The organism is Enterococcus sp. DIV1089c, from assembly GCF_050530965.1.
Taxonomy (GTDB): Bacteria; Bacillota; Bacilli; order Lactobacillales; family Enterococcaceae; genus Enterococcus_B; species Enterococcus_B hirae.
In genome coordinates this window covers 1,838,801-1,858,933 of the sequence record NZ_CP172888.1, presented here as the reverse complement: position 1 = coordinate 1,858,933, position 20,133 = coordinate 1,838,801, and the positions used below count along the sequence as shown (strand labels likewise).

Below are 20,133 nucleotides of genomic sequence, written 5' to 3'. Positions count from 1 at the left end.
CAAACAACAGGTCAAAGACCTTGAAAGTGGTTGCTGCTAGTGAAAAGAAAAATGTTTACACTGATTTTCATTCAATCCGAACTATTGATTCGGCAATATAGCGAAGAATAATCAATGATCAGAGGACAAAATAAAAAAGGAGGAGAGGCGTTCTCTCTTCCTTTTTTATTTTAGCTATTTTGAGAAATAAACGAAATGCTTAGTTATTTCCGTTTTTGTTGTTTTCCAGCGTTACGACCTGTTTGGTTTTTAGGTGCTTTGACTTGTTTCTTCACTGGTTGTTCGCTATCCGAAGGTGTCACGTCTTTACGAGGTGTTACGACTTGCTTCGGTGGATTTTGTTTTAACTCTTCTGCCACTTGAGCTTTTAATTTAGGCTTCATGATGACATTTGTAATGAAGGTTTGCAAACAACTAAAGATACCACCAACTACCCAATAAAGTGTGACTCCAGCTGGCGCACTGATCGACATGAAGACGATCATCGCAGGCGAAACGATAAGCATCGTACGCATTGTTTTCTTTTGTTCTTCAGGGATACCGATTGTTGAAATATATCCTTGAAGTAAATAAGCAGCACCAGCAATCGCAACTAATACAAAACTAGGGTGTCCTAAGTCGATCCCATAGAAAGAGGATTCACGAATGCCTTCTGTATAACGAGCTGTGAAATAAAGGGCTGAAAAGATCGGCATTTGGATCAAGAGAGGCAAGCAGCCAATCCCGCCAGTCATACTTAACCCATTTTCACGATAAACTTGTTGCATTTCAGCTTGTGCAGCCATTTGTTCTTCACGAGTAGTCGCCGTTTTTAGTTTTTGTTGAGCGGCTTCGACTTGCGGCTTCAATGCTTGCATTTTTTCAGATTGGATCATTGTCTTTTTCGATTGACTAATACCTAATGGCAAAATGATGATACGAACGATGACTGTCATTAAAATAACAGCCCAACCATAGGACCAGTTGAAGTTCTCCACTAAATATGTAATCGCTTGTCCCATTGGATGGACTAATACTCGGTACACGATACCTGATGTGTCAGGGTTACCATTTGAATCCAGACGAACACAACCAGATAAGAAAAGCATGACTGTGACAAGGCCAGAACCCAATACCCAATTTTTCCATTTATTCATAAAATACTTCCTCTTTTATAATTTTTACACAAAATTAACTATACTAAAAAAGCACACACAATTCAATCTACTTTATAGAAAATTCATAGATTCCTACCTATATGGTCTTAAAAAAAAAGTTATTTGTCAAACCACAAAAAGGAAAGGGAGAAAAGCCATCGGTTAAACAGAAGCAAAAACGATCAAACGAATGAGGGACGATTAGAAGAGAGAAGGCACGTTGTTTCTTTAAAAAAGTCCTTTATCGTCAAACTTTCTTAAAGTCATGTGAGCCTTCTCATAGTGTAAATAGAACTACCTTTTGCGTGTTTCGTCCATTCAGAATCAGTAAATTAGCCGATCACATCAAATTTTTTTCGTTCTTCCATCATCGGATTATCTTGCAAGTCAACGTATTGTACGCGACCACTAGGACTTGGAGAATCCTTTACTTCTTCAATGAATCTTTTGATCGTTTCCTCATCGCCACATGCTTCGATTGTCACCGAACCATCTTCTTCGTTTTTAACTGTGCCTGTTATCCCTAATTGATCGGCAACGATTTTTGTCATATAACGAAAGCCAACACCTTGGACACGTCCTTGAACGTTCATCTTGATTTTTTTCATCATATCCACCTTTCTTTCCTTGCTTTTTAAATTAATGATACCGATTTTTTGATGTTGTAACAAGTTCAAGGTTCGAATTCATGCTATAATTAAGTGAGGTGAAAAATGTGAAAGAAATCCAATCAGCAAAAAATCCAAGAATCAAAGAATTGAAAAAACTACATAAGAAAAAATACCGGGAAGAAACAGGCGAGTATCTACTCGAAGGATTCCATTTGGTTGAAGAGGCAGTTGCTTCTCATGCCAAAGTAAAAGAAATCTTAATCACAGAGAAAGGGTTAGAAGAGTGGGAGGAGTGGCTTAAAAACCATTTAGACATCCCTTGTACCTTGGTAACGAATGAAGTCATGGCTGTGGTATCAGATTTGCCAACACCCCAAGGTATCTTAGCCGTTATGCTCTACGAAAAAGTAAACATGCCCGAATTAACTGGAGGATGGTTATTGTTAGATAATGTCCAAGATCCTGGGAATGTTGGAACAATGATTCGTACGGCAGATGCTTTTGGATTATCTGGTGTCGTTTTAGGAAAAGGATCAGCTGACATTTATAGTACAAAAGTGTTAAGAAGTATGCAGGGGAGCAATTACCATCTACCAATACTTCAAACAGACCTTGAGCAAATGATCCCGCTTTTAAAGGAACACAATTTTAATATCTATGGAACGGAATTGAACGAGGATGCTCGTTCATTAGAACAGGTAACTGTTCCTGAGAAGTATGCAATTGTCATGGGGAATGAAGGGCAAGGCGTGCGGCCCGAAATTCTTTCCTTGACGGATAAAAATATCTATATTCCGATTCGCGGAAATGCTGAATCATTAAATGTAGGAGTGGCAGCAGGCATCGTACTTTACCATTTCTCTTTATGATTAAGGAACTATTAAGCTTTCTACATTTTGATGGAACCTCACTAGAATATTCCGAACACTAATGGTATACTAGGATCAATTTCAAAGGAAAATGAAATTCAAAAAAGGTGGCAGATCAATAATTATGACAGAAAAATGGCGTGAAGACGAAGAATATATGTCTTATGTAGAAGATCTATTAGCAACAGATGCAGTGAAGAAATTAGCCAATTATACACAACATGTCCACTCCACTCGATTAGAGCATTCTCTTAGTGTTTCTTATTATAGTTATAAATTAGCCAAAAAATGGGGCGGTAATGCAAAAGCAACCGCACGTGCAGGTCTTTTGCATGATCTTTTCTACTATGATTGGCGTACAACAAAATTTGATGAAGGAACGCATGCTTATATCCATCCAAGGATCGCAGTGAAAAATGCAGAAAAAATTACTGACCTATCCGATTTAGAGCGTGATATCATCTTAAAACATATGTGGGGCGCTACGATCGCACCGCCTAAGTATAAAGAAAGCTATATTGTGACGTTTGTCGACAAATATTGTGCTGTGAAAGAAGCAGCACAGCCGATGACTGCTTCGATGAAACAAAAATGGCAAAGATATTTCGGCAAAGAACAATCGATTTAATACGATGTGATTAAGAATTCTTCCTGAGAAATTTCATAAAATTTCTCAGGTTTTTTTTTATTGACGAACCATGATTTTTACTGTTTACTTTGTATCAAGAACAAGTTGTTGAAACAAACTTAAAGGGGGTGATGATAAGATGCCATATGGATCTTATTTAAAAGAGTGGAAAAGCTTTAACTAACGTACTTTGTTGAAGTTCTTTTCTTCAAAGTACATTCACTTGAAAGAAGAAAGGACTCAAAGTCATGGAAAAAACAATTAAACCTTATCAATATTATTTTATTAAAAGAGAAGTCGAACAATTAATATCAGTCTATCATTCAGTAAACGATTCTAAAACGATCGAAACGGTCCAAGCATTAGCTGTGGAGAGAATAGAGGAACTAGTAGAACCCTCACAAAGGATGAACCTTTTCTTAGAAAACATCTTAGATAATTCTTTGACCAAAGAAACTGCTGAACGCTTATTAGAAGAATTAAAAGAATCAGTTCAACCTTTTGAGCAACCTTCGAAAGCTCAAATCGAAAAATTATTCCGAAAAGTGAAAAAGTTAAAACAACCTGATTGGAATCATTTGGATTTAAGAGAACACACCTATATTGGATGGAATGATCCTGGTACCCAGAAAAAATTTCTTGTTTATTATGATGAATCAGGGAAGTTAAACGGTATTCGCGGGACTTTATCCCCGACCATCACGAAAGGGATTTGTACGATTTGTAAAAAAACTTCGAGTGTGTCACTCTTTTTAGCAACAACAAAATCGAATTCAGATGGCACCTATACGAAAAAAGGAAACTATATTTGCCATGATAGTGAGCATTGTAACCACAATTTAGTCCAATTGACTCCTTTTTATGAATTTACTGAGATTGTAAAAAAAGAAGGATAATTTCATTGTATTTTTCATAAATATATGCTATTTTAATTGATGAAGTGAATAGGTGATGGTGTTCGCCTTTAAACGTTAATCTTAAGATAACTAATGACGCCTACTAAGAATCGGGATACCCCTTTTTTTAGTAGGCGTTTTTTTGAGGAGGAAAAGAGATGGAAAATCGATTACCTGATCCAATTAGGGTCGTCGTATACATGGTCAAGTGGCTATTAATCACATTGTTATTGGGAATCTTTATGGGGAGTTTATCAGCCTTTTTTCTCAATAGTTTAACATGGGTTACTAATATACGCCTTGCTTCACCCTGGTTGTTGTTTCTTTTACCAGTAAGTGGTGGAATTTTTGCTTTTTTATATAGTAAGTACGGAGGAAATTCTGGTAGAGGAAATAACTTAGTGATTGATCAAGGAAATGGTGGGGAAGAAAAAATTCCTTTACGCCTGATTCCTTTAACGTTATTTGGAACGATTACCACCCATTTATTTGGTGGTTCTGTCGGACGAGAAGGAACAGCTGTGCAAATGGGAGGCGCTTTAGCAGAAAATTTAGCCCGTCTCTTTCGGTTAAATAAAGTGGAACGGGAGTTATTGGTGATCAGCGGGATCAGTGCTGGTTTTAGTTCCGTTTTTGGTACGCCTCTGGCTGGAACACTATTTGGGTTAGAAGTTTTAGCAATTGGAAAAGTTAGAACAGAAGCCTTATTTCCAAGTTTTTTTGCAGCACTGTTTGCTAACTTTGTGACTGAAAGCTTTGGGGTGAAACATATCCATTACCCTATGGGGACGATTCCAAATTGGGATGTATCTCTTTTCTTTAAATTATTCGTTGCAGGCATTGCTTTTGGTCTTATTGGTTGGGTATTTAGTCGTTCGATCGTTTTTTTGAAAACTTGGTATGCCAAAAGAATGGCTAGTCCAGTTCTACGTAATTTTATTGGCGGAGCTGTGGTCGTCATCGCAGCGCTCTTATTGCAAACCCAAAGATATTTGGGGCTCAGTTTGCCTTTGTTAACTGATGCCTTTAATGGTACCGCCCATTTCTATGATTTTCTTGGAAAGCTTGGATTTACTGTCTTGTCTTTAGGTGCTGGTTATCAAGGTGGAGAGGTAACTCCTTTATTTGAAATCGGAGCGACATTAGGTGCTGCTCTAGCACCAATCTTACATGTGTCCATTCCTTTTTTAGCAGCCTTGGGATTCATTGGCGTCTTTTCAGGAGCAACAAATACACCCATTGCTTGTTTTGTTATGGGAATCGAATTGTTCGGTGGACAAGCAGCCAGTTATTTCTTTATGATCTGTCTGGTGAGCTTCATGTGTTCTGGTAATAGTGGAATTTATTCAGCACAAAAAGTAGTAGTGAAAAAGGGAATTCTTTTCCTGCCAATGATGGGAAGTCAGAAACAGTCTGAGCGATCTAAGGGGAGAACGAAAACACGAAAATAATTGTTGCAAAAGGAAAGATTACAAAAAGTAAAAGGCATTTGGGGGGCACCCAAATGCCTTATTTAAATAAAGATGCTCAAAGCTGCGAATAATACGGTAAATAGCACGATTAAGCCACCAACGATCAAGTGTCTTTTTTTGTGCAGAACCAAGATGGCGATATATTCTCGCAAAAATGCATTCGGCAAGTAGTAAAAGGCAGTTTTCGCTCCGATTCCATCCGCTTTTAAACCAGCTTGCTTTGCATAAAGACCTGCACGGAAGATGTGGTAATTATTAGAAGTGAAAATCGCTCGATATGGCCCACCAGTTTGTTGATCCATGAGTTCTTTAGAAAAACGCATATTTTCTAAAGTTGTCTTTGAATTGGCTTCCACCAAGATATCTCTCTCAGGAATGCCTTTAGCTAAAGCATATTGCTTCATCGCAATTGCTTCCGGCACTTTTTCATCTGATCCTTGACCACCAGACATCAATAGAATAGGCGGGTTCAAGGTTGCTTTACTTTGTGCCCAATAAAAGGCGATCGCTTTGTCGATTCTTTTTGCTAAAAGAGGAGATACCGTTTCGCCATTTAGTAGACCAGCTCCTAAAACGATAATGTAATTTTGGTTGTATCGTGGACGGTTGAACTGATACAAAAAAGAAACGGTTATAAAGTTATAGAAAACCACAAAAAGATAAAACAGAATCAATGGGACAGCCGTGAATAATACATTGAACCATTGTGGGAAATATTGGATAAAGAAGATTTGAAATATAGTATATAACGTCAAAAAGATTGCTAATAATAAAGTTAAGAGATTGGCTAATGAGCGAGATTCTCTTTTTAAAACTAATAACCCGTTCCAAAATAAAAAGACGATCAAAATGTAAACGCCAAATAACAAGATCAACAAAACGGGGATAGCAATTATTGCAAATAAACCACCAATAAAAATATTTTGTGTTTCAAGCAGCAAGGTGACTAAGTAGCCACCAAAACTAATTAAAAAGAAATTGAACAATACCCCGTTCAATAGTTTGCGTTTTTCAGTAAAATAGGAGAATGCAAAAATACTGAAAAAAACAAGTGGGATCAAAAAGTAAAAGGTGGAATAAAAAATTTCCAAAACAATGAAGTAAGTGACCATCATCATAAATGTCCAAGATCCACAATAAAAGAACAGAGCAGGATCACTTTGACGACGGCGCCAATAAAGAATACCGGTAAACCCTAAAACATAGAGAACCAAGAAAGTCAGGTCTCTTGTCAAATTCATAGAATTAACTCCTTTCGTTTAATGAACACGAAATAAAACGTGTTTTGTTTAGGTTGTTACCAATTTACGCAAAAACGATTGATTGAAAGATAAAATCAATAAAATTGACACAACCTTTACTATTATAGCTAAAATTAGAGAAAAAAGCTGTTCTGAAAAATTAAAAACTAAAAAAAGGAAAACTTGAGGCATGTAGCAGGGATTGTTAGATAAAAGTACACCTCCTAAGTTAGACAATGACATTCTGACTTAAGAGGTGTACTTAAAATTCTACATTTTACTTGTTGGCATTTTAGCTGGATTAGAACAAATTACTAAAAAAATCAGTAACATGTCGCCAACCAATCACAAAGATATTTGCTTTTTCAACTGATTTAGCAGTAATAATATCTGTGGTTGGTTCTTTATTGTCTTCCAAATAGCCCAGTGAATCATCGGCTAAGGTAATCGTTGCTGTCCCTACCTTCATACCTTTATTGACGGGGGCTGCTACTTGATCATTCGTTACGACTTTTTTATCAAGGGTAGGAGTAATTTTTAATTTACCAGTATCCATACCATTTCTTACCCAAACTTTTACAGGATTTTTTAAGGCAACAGCTACTGAAGTTTCTTTGCCATCTTTCACTGCTAAGTTTTTTAAATCTGGAATACTTGCATTGGACTTTCCAAGTTCTTTAATTGACCAATTATCATAGCAGTAATCCATTAAACGTCCGGTTTCGTTGAAGCGGGCACTTGGATTTGTAGCATGGTCATCGGCATTTAAAACAACCGTAATGACTCGTCTACCATCTTTATTGATCGTTCCAACAAAACAAGCACCAGCAAATTCAGTTGTACCAGTTTTTAAACCATCTACGCCTTCTTTGTAGTTAACAAACCCAGAAAGCATCCAATTCCAATTCACCATTTCGACAGGTGACTGAGTCCCTTCGCCGAATGTTTCATTAGTAGTATTTGTCACTTTTAATACCTCAGGGAAATCTAAGATCAAGTGTCTGGCAACAATCGCAACATCTTTGGCTGACATTTGGTTTTCTTCTGTTTCCGAGGTACCTTCAGGACGATTCTCACCGAGATAGGAATTATTTAATCCAGAGGCGTTCACAATCGTTGCGTCGTTAATACCCCAATCTTTTAATTGTTTTTTCATCAATTCAAGAAACTTTGTTTCACTGCCAGCTATTTTTTCGGCTAAAGCTACCATTGAGGCGTTAGCAGATTGAATAAAGGCTGAATCAAAAAGTTCTTTGACCGTATAGCTGTTCTCTTTGTGCAAAGGTACGTTTGACAAGTCAGGAACAACGCTCAATTTTTCAGCATAATCTGAAATTGGCACTTTTTCATCCCAAGTCAGTTTTCCTTCTTTTACTTGATCAAGAACGATATAAAGACCAATTATTTTGGTGATTGAAGCAATTCCCATTGGTTTTTCTCCATCTTGATCATAAAGGATCTTACCACTCTCTGCATCAACAGCAAAAGCGGCTTTTGCATTGACTTTGAATGATTCGTCAGCGTGAACTGCTGTGATTGGTAAAATCGCAGTGAGGCACAAGATCAAACTTGTTAATAACATGAACAATCGTAATTTTTTTTGAGGCATTTATTTTCTCCTTGTTTTCTAATAGTTTTCCTATAAATTAAAATTTTATCAAAGAGATAGAGTAGTTTCAATATTTCTGATAAAAACATAATAAAAGATATTTATAGAAAAAGGAGAAAAGTGGTTACTTCTCTTGATCTTTGCTACGAATTTTTACCGGTTGCACTTCTGGCTCATTCAATCGAGAAGCAACAAAAATAGTAACAGCAGTTAGGGTTAATAAACTGAAGATCATGAATATGTGCATGTGATCACCTCATTCATTTATTTTCTATTAGTATAGCAAAAAGAATTGAATTTCTTTTTAAGAAATGAAAGGAATGATTGAGTAAAGTATGAAATAATTATGAAATTAATTAAATAAAACAAAAATAGAAATAAGTCGTTTTATTAAAATTCGTTTTATTATCTCGAAAAAATTTGTTGTGGTAGACTTTACTTATAGTAAAGGAATGAATTTTTTTAGGAGGGATACGATTATGACAAAAATGGCGAAAGAATTATTGTCACAGCTGACTTCAGAAGGTGCTACAGGCCCATTCGTCACGATTATGTTGAACACCCATGTCGCACATCAAGATGTAGAAAAAGATCAAATCAAGTTCAAAAATTTTGCGAAAGAAGCAAAAAAACGGTTTGAAAAAAAATATGCTGAACATGACTGGTCCTTGTTCCAAGAAAAAATCACTAGTTTGTTAGAAGATGCTTCATTTTGGCGAAGCGCTACAACAAGCGTGGCTGTCATCTTATCTCCAGAACATACGTATATCCATCGCTTAGGTATTCCTGTAGATGACCAATATTATGTGAGTGATCTGCCATATCTTCTAGCGATTATCAAAAATAGTCACTTTAACTACGCTTATTATCTACTAGGATTGAATCGTGATTCAATGAAGTTGTACGAAGTAAACAATAAGCAGGTAACTGAAGTAAAATTACCGGAATATGCACCGAAAGATGTAGTAACAGCTTTAGGTTCTGAGTTAACAGGTGGCGGATTAAACTATACTTCAAATGGTAGTGAGGGAGCTACGTTTCATGGTGTCAATCCAAAAGATGAGGAAGTAGAGATCGACTGGGTCAATTATTATCAAGCAGTTGATGATTATCTTAAGGATACCTTTGACAATCCTGAAAAACGCCCAATTTATCTCTTTGCGTTACCGGAAAACCAAACGATGTTCAAAAAAATCGCTAAAAATCCGTACTATTGTTCTGATGTGGCGATCTCTGCCTCACCTGCACAATTATCGTTAAAAGAAATCGAAGCAGGAGCTAAAAAACTTTCTGAGGAATTAGCTGCGAAAGAAGCAGAAGGGTATAATCGTTTGTTAGATAAGAAATTTATCGATCAACTAGTAGATATCGTTCCAGCTGCTAAAGAAGGGAAAATTTCTCACTTGTTTATTGCTACGTCTAACTTAGTGGATGGATTTGGAGAAGATCCAGAAACAGAGTATGACCGTCGTCAAGTTTTAAATGAATTGGCAGATAATGTCATCATGAACGGAGGACAAGTAGTCATTCTTGAACAAAAAGAGGCACCAGATGAGAAAAGTTTAGTAGCAATCCTTCGTTACTAATAGAGTGACGTGAGATTTTGCATTTTGAATAAAGAAATGAAAGAGCACGACTGGGGAAATTTTTTCCTCAGTCTTGTTTATAGTTAAAAAATAAAAAGTAGAAGAAATCAATTCAACTGGTGTTATTTTACTATCAACTATCGTTCTTAAGGGGAATCTTATCAAAAAAAATCGTTAGAGAAAGTCTGAATTATAAGGAAACGATTCCATATTTGTTAGGACGGAATACAGAGATATCCCTCTTTTTCTCGTTTTTGTCAGAAAACACCAGATGAAAAGGAAAAAAAGAAGGGAAAATAGTGGCTATTTTGTAACCGATATGATATATTAAGAGTGTAGTTTTTGTTCGGTAATCTGTGGCATGTTTCAAATAAACATCTTCCAGATATACACCATTCAAGTAATTGCAAAATATGTGTTGAAACACAAGGAGGATTTTTATTATGGAAACAGGTACAGTAAAATGGTTTAACTCAGAAAAAGGTTTTGGATTCATTACAGCAGAAAACGGTAACGATGTATTCGTTCATTTCTCAGCTATCCAAGGCGACGGATTCAAAACTCTTGAAGAAGGTCAAACAGTAAACTTTGACGTTGAAGAAGGTCAACGTGGCCCTCAAGCAACTAACGTTGTTAAAGCTTAATTAATTGATTTGAATAAAAGCTCGATAACTACTTTGTAGTTGTCGAGCTTTTTTGTTTTGGATCAATCACGAAGTTAAATACGTTCTTCAGATAAGTGGAATTGATTCTGCATCAATAGGTAGTTGAGTAATCAGCCGGTAGGTAAGATGATCAGATGATTTAGAAAGTGAACCAATAATATAAAGGTTTTTTTTCACAAATGGAAAGAGAGATTAAGAAATTTTCTTGTGATTGTAGTATAATCGCAAGAGAACATTTAAAGGCAAGAGAAGAGGAAGTAAATTTGAAATCAAAAACTTATGCAGTTGTCGATATTGAAACGACTGGGACAAATCCAAAAGAAGATCGCATTATCCAATTTGGATGTGTCATGATTGAAGGTGGTCGAATCACTTCTCGTTTTTCGATTGATATTAATCCCGGACGCAAGATTTCCAAACAAATCCAACATCTGACAGGAATTACCAATCGTCGTGTCCAACAAGCACCTTATTTTGAAGATGTGGCCGCAACCATCTATAATCTGTTGGCGGATACGATTTTTGTTGCTCATAATATTTATTTTGATTATAACTTTCTTAATCAGGAGCTATTAAGGTGCCAAACACCGGGATTAAAGATTCCTGGCATCGATACTGTTGAATTAGCTCAAATCTTCTTGCCAAGTGAGCCAAGTTTTCGATTGGCTGATCTGTCAGAGAGTCTAGGCTTTATTCATGAAAACCCACACCAAGCTGATAGTGATGCCGAAGTGACTGCCCAACTTCTTCTATTGATTGAAGAACGGATGCGCCGTTTACCGTTAGTCACATTAGAAGCCATTTATGCATTAAGTGGGCAAACTGGAATGGATACAAGTCGATTTATTCAAAGTGTGATGGAAGAGATGAGAGAACAACCTCAGCCGTTAAACGAAGAATTAGAGATAATCGATGGGTTAGCTTTGCAAAAAAAAGAAGTAGATCTTTATACCAGCATTCATTACAATGAGCAAGTTTATCCTAGAAAGAAACAAGCTAAAGAAAAGATATTTGGGAAAACATTGATGTATCGTAAGGAACAAAATCGCTTGATGAATGCAGTATACGACCATTTTACCAAAGATGAGTCCAAAGATTTGATGATTGAAGCCGCTACTGGAATGGGAAAAACGATCGGGTATCTACTCCCACTCAGCTATTTAGCCACTCCTGAAAAGCCGGCGATCATCAGTACTGTCTCACTGGTACTCCAGCAGCAGATCTTGGAGAAAGATATCCCATTGTTAAATCAATTGTTGGATCAGCCGATTCAAGCAACAGTGATTAAAAGTTATCGCCATTATATCGATTTGCAAAGGTTCAAAGCGACCCTTGAAGCGCCAAAAGAACAAAAACAATATTTACTTTACCAAATGGCAATCCTTGTTTGGTTGACTCAAACGAAAACCGGTGATTTAGACGAATTGCATTTGACCAACTTGAATCATCTTCTCTTTAGTGAGATTGCCCATCGGGGGACTTCATTTTTAGCTAAAAATCAACCGTTTTATGCACAAGATTTTGTTCGTTTTTTAGAGAGAAAGATCCAGCAAAGCAATTTTTTGATTGTGAATCATGCCTTTTTAGTCCAAGAAACCCAAAGAAAGCGACCATTGTTACCAGAGAGTCCATATTTATTGATCGATGAGGCGCATCATTTGCCTGATATTGCAGAGAAAGTCAATGATCGCCGCTTAAGTATTGCGTATTTTTTCAAACAAATCCAACAGTTTAACGAATCGGATCATTTGTTTGACCGGATCAAAGCGTATTTATCAGAAAACCACGAAGTTCAACGTTGGTTAGAGATTTACCAAGAGGAGTTAAACGCACTTAACGAAGCGCAAATTTTTCTGGCAGAAGGACTGAATCAATTTGCGGCAAAGCAAACAAACGGTCAGTATCCAGAAGAAATGATGGTTACTCAAGAAATGCTTTCGCAGTTACCCTTTGAGTCGAGCCTTGCAATTGACCATCTCCATGTATTTTATCGTGAAATCAAACAACTACAAGACCAAATGCGCTTAAGTTTGACAATCATTCAAGAAAGCTGGACGAAACAAATGCGCATTGATTTAGCCACTCTTTATCAATTATTCGATCAAATGGAAAAGCAAGCAACTTTGATGGAACAGTGGCTGGAAGATTGGCATGAAAATTTGATCCATTGGTTTGTTCCCAACAAAACGGCGCAACAAACGATTTTTCATCTTCACGATTTCAAGGCAGCCTCACTGAAAAGAACAGTTTGGTATCCGCGCTACACGCATATTTTATATATTGGCGGCACGCTTAAAGTGGGACCGAATCGTCAGTATCTTGCGAAACGTTTAGGAATTGAAGGTACACCATTGAAAGTGATTGCATCTCCTTATGATTACGAAAAACAAGCCCGTATCTATGTACCCAAAGAAGCACCGTCAATTAGTCAAGTTGATCAGCAACAATACGTGGACTATTTGTCTCAGACGTTGTCTCAATTGATCTTACAAGAAAAGCGACCAATCTTGGTTTTGTTTACGTCACATGATATTTTACAAAAAGTTTATCAGGCGATTCATTTATCCATGTTAGAGCATGGACGGGAAATCTTAGCCCAAGGGATCGGCGGTAGCCGACAGAAATTGTTGAAACGATTCATGCTGTCTGAAATGAGTGTTTTATTTGGAGCTGATAGTTTTTGGGAAGGTGTGGATTTACCGGGGGATGCTTTACAGATTGTCGTGGTTACCCGCTTACCTTTTGACAATCCGTTACGACCGATGGTGAAGGCAAGGAATACCTATCTTGAATCAGAAGGAATCAACCCATTCTATCAAGAATCGATCCCTAAAGCTGCTTTAAAATTGAGACAAGCCTTAGGAAGATTGATTCGTGGTGAAGAAGATCGAGGCGTTTTATTGATTCTGGATCGTCGATTACTGTCTGCGAAATACAGTAATCGGATCTTGCAGGCCTTACCGAAGAATATTACGATCAAAGAAGAAACATTGGACGATATTTGCAAAGATATCCCAAAATTCTTAAAGAAAAACGAAGAATAAACTTCTTCAGACAATCTATTTTCGCATGAAAAATCTGCTATAATAAAACTTAGCGAATATAAAAGGAGCGACGATCCTTGAAGAAACAATCAAAACAAAAGCAAGAATCTCCGAAAGAAAAAACAATTAATCATGTATTACTAGGGTTGATTATCGCTTTATTAGCGATCATCGTATTTAGTTCGATTTTTTATTTACGTGCGAGCCGCCCAAGGATGCAAGCCAAACAAGAAGCAATTGAGATTGCTAAAAAATACGCAGGACTTGAAGAAGCAGATCACTTTTATTGGTTTACTCGGAATCATACTTACTTTTCTTTGACTGGTAAAAACGATAAAGGACAAGAAATTGCGGTCATTATTCCTAAATCGGGCGAAAAGGTCAAAGTATTAGCTCAAAAAGATGGGATAACTGAACAAGAAGCAAAAGAAAAAATTGCTCAAGCTCATCCAGAAGTCCAAATCGAAAAAGCTTCACTAGGAATGTACGATAATCAAGCTGTCTGGGAAGTTGTTGGAAAAAATTCAAAGGATCAATTCAATTATTATTTGCTTTCTTTCGAGTCAGGGAAAGAAATAAAAACTATCACTGGAATATAATTTGTAAAGGATGAGTAGGATGAAGCTGTCAAAAAGAGTACAACAATTAGAACCTTCTGTGACGCTTGCTGCAGCAGCAAAAGCAAAAGCTTTGAAAGCACAAGGAAAAGATATCTTAAGTCTAACGGTCGGAGAACCTGACTTTGCAACGCCCGAAAATATCCAAGAAGTGGCGGTTCAGGCAATTAGAAACGGCAAAGCAAGTTACTATACGCCGAGCGCAGGGATTCCTGAACTACGCCAAGCAATTGTCGATTATATCAAGGAGTACTATGGGATCACCTATGAACCTTCTCAAACAATTGTAACGGATGGTGCAAAATTTGCGTTATATGCCCTTTTTCAGACGATTTTAGATCCTGAAGATGAAGTGATCATCCCAGTACCTTATTGGGTAAGTTATGGAGAGCAAGTAAAATTAGCAGAAGGTCGACCGGTATTTGTTAAAGGCGAGGAAAACAATGGATTTAAAATAACTGTTTCCCAGCTAGAAGCATCACGAACCCTTAAAACGAAAGCATTGATCATCAATTCTCCTTCGAATCCGACAGGAATGATCTATGATCAAAAAGAGCTGCAAGCAATCGGAGAATGGGCTGTCAAACATGATATTTTGATAGTTGCAGATGATATTTATGGACGTTTAGTTTATAATGGCAATGAGTTTACTCCAATTGCAACAATCTCTGAAGCTATTCGTAAGCAAACGATCATCATCAATGGGGTCTCAAAAACTTATGCAATGACGGGATGGAGAATCGGCTATGCTTTGGGGAACCAAGAAATCATCGATGGGATGATTGCAATTGCTTCTCAATCAACAAGTAATTCAACAGCAGTCAGCCAATATGCTGCGATTGAAGCGTTGACTGGTGAGCAAGATCCAGTGGAAGAAATGCGCGTGGCATTTGAAGAACGCCTAAATATCTTATATCCACTTGTTTCAAACTTACCTGGAGTGACACTTAATAAACCACAAGGTGCTTTTTATTTGTTTCCGAATGTAAAAGAAACGTTGGCTATGTGCGGTTATGAGAATGTCACGAAGTGGGTAGAAGATCTATTAGAGGAAACGGGTGTTGCTTTAGTAACTGGTGAAGGGTTTGGTGCGCCAGAAAATGTGCGATTAAGTTATGCAACGGATCTTGGAACTTTGGAAGAAGCAGTCCGACGTATTGCGCAATTTATTGAGAGTAAAAGTCAAATATAATCCTAATAATTAAGGTAGAGCGAAGGAGAGTCATAAGTGGAAACAATTCAAATCATTGATTCGAAAAATCATGTAGGAGAAACAGTAAAGATTGGCGCTTGGGTAGCAAATAAACGTTCAAGCGGAAAAATTGCTTTTCTACAACTAAGAGATGGAACGGCTTATTTTCAAGGAGTAGTTGTGAAAAGTGAAGTTCCAGAAGAAGTATTTCAATTAGCGAAAAATCTTCACCAAGAAACATCAATCATCTTGACCGGAGAAATCCGTGAAGATAGCCGTTCAAAATTTGGCTACGAAATCGGGATTAAGACAATCGAAGTTGTCAGTGAAAGTCATGATTATCCCATCACACCTAAAGAACATGGAACTGATTTTTTGATGGATCACCGTCATTTATGGTTACGTTCTTCCAGACAACATGCAATCATGCAAATTAGAAATGAAATTATTCGTGCAACATATGAGTTCTTTAATAACCATAACTTTGTCAAAATCGATCCTCCAATTTTAACTGGTTCTGCACCAGAAGGAACGACTGACTTATTTGAAACGAACTATTTTGACCAAAAAGCGTACTTATCACAAAGTGGTCAATTATATATGGAAGCTGCAGCGATGGCTTTTGGTAAAGTATTCTCCTTTGGTCCAACATTCCGTGCAGAAAAATCAAAAACACGTCGTCATTTGATCGAATTTTGGATGATTGAACCTGAGATGGCATTTACACATCAAGAAGAAAGTCTAGAGGTCCAAGAACAATATGTTGCTTTCTTAGTACAAAATGTATTGGATCACTGTGATTACGCATTAGATGTCTTGGAACGAGACAAAGAAGTATTGAAAACTTATACGAAGTTACCATTCCCACGTATCTCTTATGATGATGCGATTGAATTATTGAAGAAAAATGGGTTTGATGATATTGAGTGGGGCGATGATTTTGGTTCTCCGCATGAGACATTCATTGCCAATTCATTTGAACAACCCGTATTTATCTTGAATTATCCAAAAGCAATCAAACCTTTCTATATGAAACCACATCCAACTCGTGAAGATGTAGTGATCTGTGCCGATATGATCGCACCAGAAGGATACGGTGAGATCATTGGTGGTAGTGAACGGGCAACGGATTATGAATTCTTATTAGAACAGATCAAAAATCATGGTTTAGACGAAAATGAATATTCTTGGTATCTTGATTTGCGTAAATATGGTTCAGTGCCACATTCTGGATTTGGATTGGGCTTAGAGCGAACAGTTACTTGGATCGCAGGTATCGACCATGTGCGTGAAGCAATTCCATTCCCACGTTTGTTGAACCGTATCTATCCATAAAAATGAAATAGCTGGTTCAACCACAAAAAAATGCAGAAAGTGGCCTCTTAGGAGGTTAACTTTCTGCAGTTTTTTTATAACTTAGTCAGTTGGTAATGGCTTTTTTAAAGCTTCGATTAATGGTTGGATCGTTGATTGCTGAAGAAGCAATTCTAAGGTACGAATCTCTTTTAGCGAAGGATAATTGTCTAAAAGTAGCCAGTTTTTCTGAGGAGCTATTGGAATATTAGAAATCCAGTAATCGATGGAATCTGCATTTTGCTCGTTCATTACAGAATCTTGGACATCAATGATCTCAAAAACTGCGTACTCATTCAATTTCGTTTTAAGAAGCGTAATCAGTAATTCACTATGTACTTGGTCGTAGGTAAAAGCAAGACCAATTTTTTTCTTCTGTTGATTTTTTCTAATAAGTTCCTTTAAGTGTTTATCATAGATAATTGTAAGATAGAGCCATTCATAAAATAAAGGATCATCATTTATTTCATTTCTGAAAGTGATCAATTTTTGTAACAGTCGGTTAGCAGTATGGGCAGAAAAGCGCCCATTTTGCTTAAAAAATTCAATCACAAATCTTTTTTTTTGATCATTTAACAAATATTTGATTTTTCCAGACAAAGTTAGTGATTGATCGATCGAATAATGGAGCTCAATTTCTTTATTTTCTCCAAATAGCTGGTAGAGTTCAGTTGTCAACTGAATCAAGGATTGCTTTTTCCCTTGCATTTCTAGTGAAAGCTTTGGTTCTTTCATCATTGACTGAAATGTTAAGAGATTTGATTGGACGACACCCGTATATGAAAGCTTGAATACTTCTTTGAAGTGTGCATAATCAATGACGATTCGTGAATCATCAAATGGTAAAGTTGCTGAGGATATTGCATTTTTATCCGCTGATTTATAATAAGTCGTTGATTTTTGGATATGGACACTAAGCTTAATAATCACCCAGATCCAGCTACTTAATCGTTGTTGTTCTCGAGAAGTAGAGAAGTTGGGCAATTCGGTAAATGCTTGCAACAGTTGATCAAGAATTAATTGTTCTTTCGGAAGAATATATTGAGTATTAGCGTGATATTTTTCTGAAAAAAAGACATAAAAAAACTGATATAGTTTAGATGAATCTCCTGTAAAGTAGAAAGGAGAGTCAGTCAGACAAATATCATGGCAGTTCAAAAAATCAGCTACTTGTTTTTTGATACGGCGAAATTGAGATTTACTGATTTTTAGTTTTTTTAAAATTTCCGAAGTTGTTATAAACGGACAAGAAAAAACCAGAGAAATAAATTGAATCTGTACAGAATCTTGATAAATATAACTGTATACTTCACTATAGCTGATTGGTTTATTTTTTCTCAGCAATAAATGATCTTTTTTCTTTTCCACTTGAAAAAAGCCACGATTTTCCAGCTCATTCAATTGTTTAAGAATCGTTTGCTTGGTTGCTTGGGTTGTTTCTTCTAGTTGTTGAACGGTCACTTGTCCATTTGCTAAATATGTTTCTAAAATAATTAATTGGATATAATGTTTTTTGGATAATATCGCTCTCATCTTGGTTGGAACCTCCTTACTCGTTATAAGGATTGTACTAATGAAATAGCTGCTATCGGCAATGATAATTTCTTTTTTTGGAAAAAAAATTATGGACAATTCCAAAAAATTAGTAAACATTAGCAGGATTGCTAAATAGAGAGATGAAAAATGGGAATTTGGCGATTTATTTCTTTTTTTGTGTAAAAAAGGATCTTTAAAATAAAATGTTCATGAAAATTCAAGGCAAATAAAAGAGTATCTCCAGAGATAATATAGAATGAGTCTCGTTACCTAATCGTAACAGCAGAAATCAATTAGTGGGGGAAAATAGAATGAAAAATAACATGAAGAAGGTATTTGTCGCAAGTATTGCCTGTCTGTCTTTAGGAACTTCTATAGGCGTACATGCAACAACCATAGGTAAGGAAGCTATTACTATCAGTGATAACTTGAAAGAAGTGGTTGAGGACTCGATTATCAGTAATGGGGATTTTAGCGCTGGTTTAGATCATTGGATCGTGTCAAACCCAGAATCGAACAATCCAACACTGGTAACTGAAAATGGGGTTTCTTATGTGAAAGCAATGTTGGGCGAAAATATCCATCAATATGTGAAATTACAACCCAATACGACCTACACATTTTCTTATGAAGCTGCGGGAAGCAAAAATTTTCCGAGTAAAGTCGAGTTTGGTACATTGAATCACGGAGAAAAATTTGTTTCTTTACAAGAATCGGCACATAATAATGAACAATGGGAAAGACATTCGTTTACTTTTACGACACCAGAAAAAGACAATACATATATTATCCGTTTTTCTTCTACGGGAAATGGTTGGGCAACTTTTAAAAATATCGATATCCAATCAGAAGATGACATATCACAAAATACTTTGTTATCTGTTGGAGTAGAAAGTCACCAACCATATATCTACTTAAACTTAACGCCAGAACAATTTAATATCAAACAACGCCTGATGGTTTATTTGGATGGTAACTATTATTTTGAAACGTATAATGGTAAAGCTTACTACTCTTACAAAGAGATAACAGACGAACTGGTAAAGATACGTCGTGGGTTTGAAGGCAACAAAGGTGAAAAAATTGAAGTTTATTTAGCGCCTGGATCACCTGGTCAAAGCTCTGCAGGTAAAGTATTGTTAGAAACCCATGTAGTAGAGAAAAAATTGGAATCAGCAGCGACTGAATATGATCAGATCGTGAAAGATATTCAAGTAGTTGGAAATAAAGTAGTGATGGATATTGATCGAGAAATATTTGAGCAAGACAATCGAATCGTACTTTATAAAAATGATGCATATATCGCGGAAACTTATAAAGGAAAAGCTTACTATTCATCAGTCAAAAAAATGAATGAGACCGTTCGGGTGACTTACGGTAAAGGCGTGGTTGCTGGCGATATCATTTCAATTAAATTAGTAGGTAATCGACCAGGAACAAGTACTACGAATAGTTTCCAACAACTACTAGCGACTATAGAAGTGGAATAATCCCAGTAAAATAGATATCGCTTAGGATGAAGAGATACGACAACAATAAAAAAACTCCCTCACTCGTTTGGCTAGTGGGGGAGTTTTAATCAAATAGGAGAAATGCTTATTTTTTTTATTGCTGATAAGATAGCTATTAGGTATGGATTAGTTCGGGTAAGGACAAGTGTAGATTCCGTTGTTCAGTT

The 20,133-nt window shown here is 36.5% G+C and carries 17 protein-coding genes and 1 riboswitch; of the genes, 11 read left to right on the top strand and 6 right to left on the bottom strand.

Annotation, left to right across the window (positions count from 1 at the left end):
• Positions 1-203: 203 nt before the first annotated feature.
• Both yidC and IGL30_RS08770 read right to left on the bottom strand, forming a co-directional pair.
• Positions 204-1,136, bottom strand: a complete 933-nt coding sequence (yidC, locus tag IGL30_RS08775) for a membrane protein insertase YidC (protein WP_088745565.1) — start codon at positions 1,134-1,136, stop codon at positions 204-206.
• Positions 1,137-1,468: 332 nt separating this feature from the next.
• Positions 1,469-1,744 (bottom strand): acylphosphatase, encoded by a 276-nt coding sequence (locus IGL30_RS08770; protein WP_010718509.1) that lies wholly within the window; start codon positions 1,742-1,744, stop codon positions 1,469-1,471.
• A 107-nt stretch (positions 1,745-1,851) separates the two neighbouring features.
• Between IGL30_RS08770 and IGL30_RS08765 the strand changes: the two genes are divergently transcribed.
• From IGL30_RS08765 to IGL30_RS08750, 4 genes are all read left to right on the top strand, one after another.
• Positions 1,852-2,616, top strand: coding sequence for a TrmH family RNA methyltransferase (locus IGL30_RS08765; protein ID WP_034700883.1), 765 nt, complete (start codon positions 1,852-1,854; stop codon positions 2,614-2,616).
• Between the two features lie 124 nt (positions 2,617-2,740).
• Positions 2,741-3,244, top strand: a complete 504-nt coding sequence (locus tag IGL30_RS08760) for an HD domain-containing protein (RefSeq protein ID WP_010737939.1) — start codon at positions 2,741-2,743, stop codon at positions 3,242-3,244.
• 248 nt (positions 3,245-3,492) lie between these two features.
• Positions 3,493-4,140, top strand: coding sequence for a FusB/FusC family EF-G-binding protein (locus IGL30_RS08755; RefSeq protein WP_123874644.1), 648 nt, complete (start codon positions 3,493-3,495; stop codon positions 4,138-4,140).
• A gap of 42 nt (positions 4,141-4,182) precedes the next feature.
• Positions 4,183-4,250: riboswitch (Fluoride riboswitch) on the top strand.
• Between the two features lie 48 nt (positions 4,251-4,298).
• Positions 4,299-5,591 (top strand): voltage-gated chloride channel family protein, encoded by a 1,293-nt coding sequence (locus IGL30_RS08750; RefSeq protein ID WP_088745564.1) that lies wholly within the window; start codon positions 4,299-4,301, stop codon positions 5,589-5,591.
• 62 nt (positions 5,592-5,653) lie between these two features.
• Here IGL30_RS08750 and IGL30_RS08745 read toward each other — a convergent pair whose 3' ends face one another.
• The 3 genes from IGL30_RS08745 to IGL30_RS08735 all read right to left on the bottom strand — a co-directional run bounded on the left by IGL30_RS08745 (position 5,654) and on the right by IGL30_RS08735 (position 8,709).
• A complete protein-coding gene (locus IGL30_RS08745) occupies positions 5,654-6,853 on the bottom strand; it encodes a YdcF family protein (protein ID WP_010718504.1) in 1,200 nt (399 codons plus the stop codon).
• 301 nt (positions 6,854-7,154) lie between these two features.
• The gene (locus IGL30_RS08740; protein ID WP_063627372.1) at positions 7,155-8,462 is read right to left on the bottom strand and encodes a serine hydrolase; all 1,308 of its coding nucleotides are present in this window, start codon (positions 8,460-8,462) and stop codon (positions 7,155-7,157) included.
• A 124-nt stretch (positions 8,463-8,586) separates the two neighbouring features.
• Positions 8,587-8,709: a hypothetical protein gene (locus tag IGL30_RS08735; protein WP_010718502.1), complete on the bottom strand. Its 123-nt coding sequence runs from the start codon at positions 8,707-8,709 to the stop codon at positions 8,587-8,589.
• Positions 8,710-8,941: 232 nt separating this feature from the next.
• On the opposite strand from IGL30_RS08735, the gene IGL30_RS08730 reads away from it, so the two are divergent.
• The 6 genes from IGL30_RS08730 (at position 8,942) to asnS (ending at position 16,901) form a co-directional block, all read left to right on the top strand.
• Positions 8,942-10,048: a hypothetical protein gene (locus IGL30_RS08730; protein WP_088745563.1), complete on the top strand. Its 1,107-nt coding sequence runs from the start codon at positions 8,942-8,944 to the stop codon at positions 10,046-10,048.
• 443 nt (positions 10,049-10,491) lie between these two features.
• Positions 10,492-10,692, top strand: coding sequence for a cold-shock protein (locus IGL30_RS08725; protein ID WP_005875554.1), 201 nt, complete (start codon positions 10,492-10,494; stop codon positions 10,690-10,692).
• Between the two features lie 284 nt (positions 10,693-10,976).
• The gene (locus IGL30_RS08720) at positions 10,977-13,757 is read left to right on the top strand and encodes a helicase C-terminal domain-containing protein (protein WP_123874646.1); all 2,781 of its coding nucleotides are present in this window, start codon (positions 10,977-10,979) and stop codon (positions 13,755-13,757) included.
• Between the two features lie 77 nt (positions 13,758-13,834).
• The gene (locus IGL30_RS08715; protein ID WP_010718499.1) at positions 13,835-14,356 is read left to right on the top strand and encodes a DUF5590 domain-containing protein; all 522 of its coding nucleotides are present in this window, start codon (positions 13,835-13,837) and stop codon (positions 14,354-14,356) included.
• Positions 14,357-14,375: 19 nt separating this feature from the next.
• Entirely contained in the window at positions 14,376-15,566 is a 1,191-nt protein-coding gene (locus IGL30_RS08710; protein ID WP_088745561.1) for a pyridoxal phosphate-dependent aminotransferase, read from the top strand.
• 36 nt (positions 15,567-15,602) lie between these two features.
• A complete protein-coding gene (asnS, locus tag IGL30_RS08705) occupies positions 15,603-16,901 on the top strand; it encodes an asparagine--tRNA ligase (protein WP_010718497.1) in 1,299 nt (432 codons plus the stop codon).
• Between the two features lie 81 nt (positions 16,902-16,982).
• Here the strand turns inward: asnS and IGL30_RS08700 are convergent, their stop codons facing one another.
• A complete protein-coding gene (locus tag IGL30_RS08700) occupies positions 16,983-18,452 on the bottom strand; it encodes a MarR family transcriptional regulator (protein WP_260221359.1) in 1,470 nt (489 codons plus the stop codon).
• 314 nt (positions 18,453-18,766) lie between these two features.
• On the opposite strand from IGL30_RS08700, the gene IGL30_RS08695 reads away from it, so the two are divergent.
• A complete protein-coding gene (locus tag IGL30_RS08695) occupies positions 18,767-19,945 on the top strand; it encodes a carbohydrate binding domain-containing protein (protein ID WP_375371675.1) in 1,179 nt (392 codons plus the stop codon).
• Positions 19,946-20,133 lie beyond the last annotated feature (188 nt).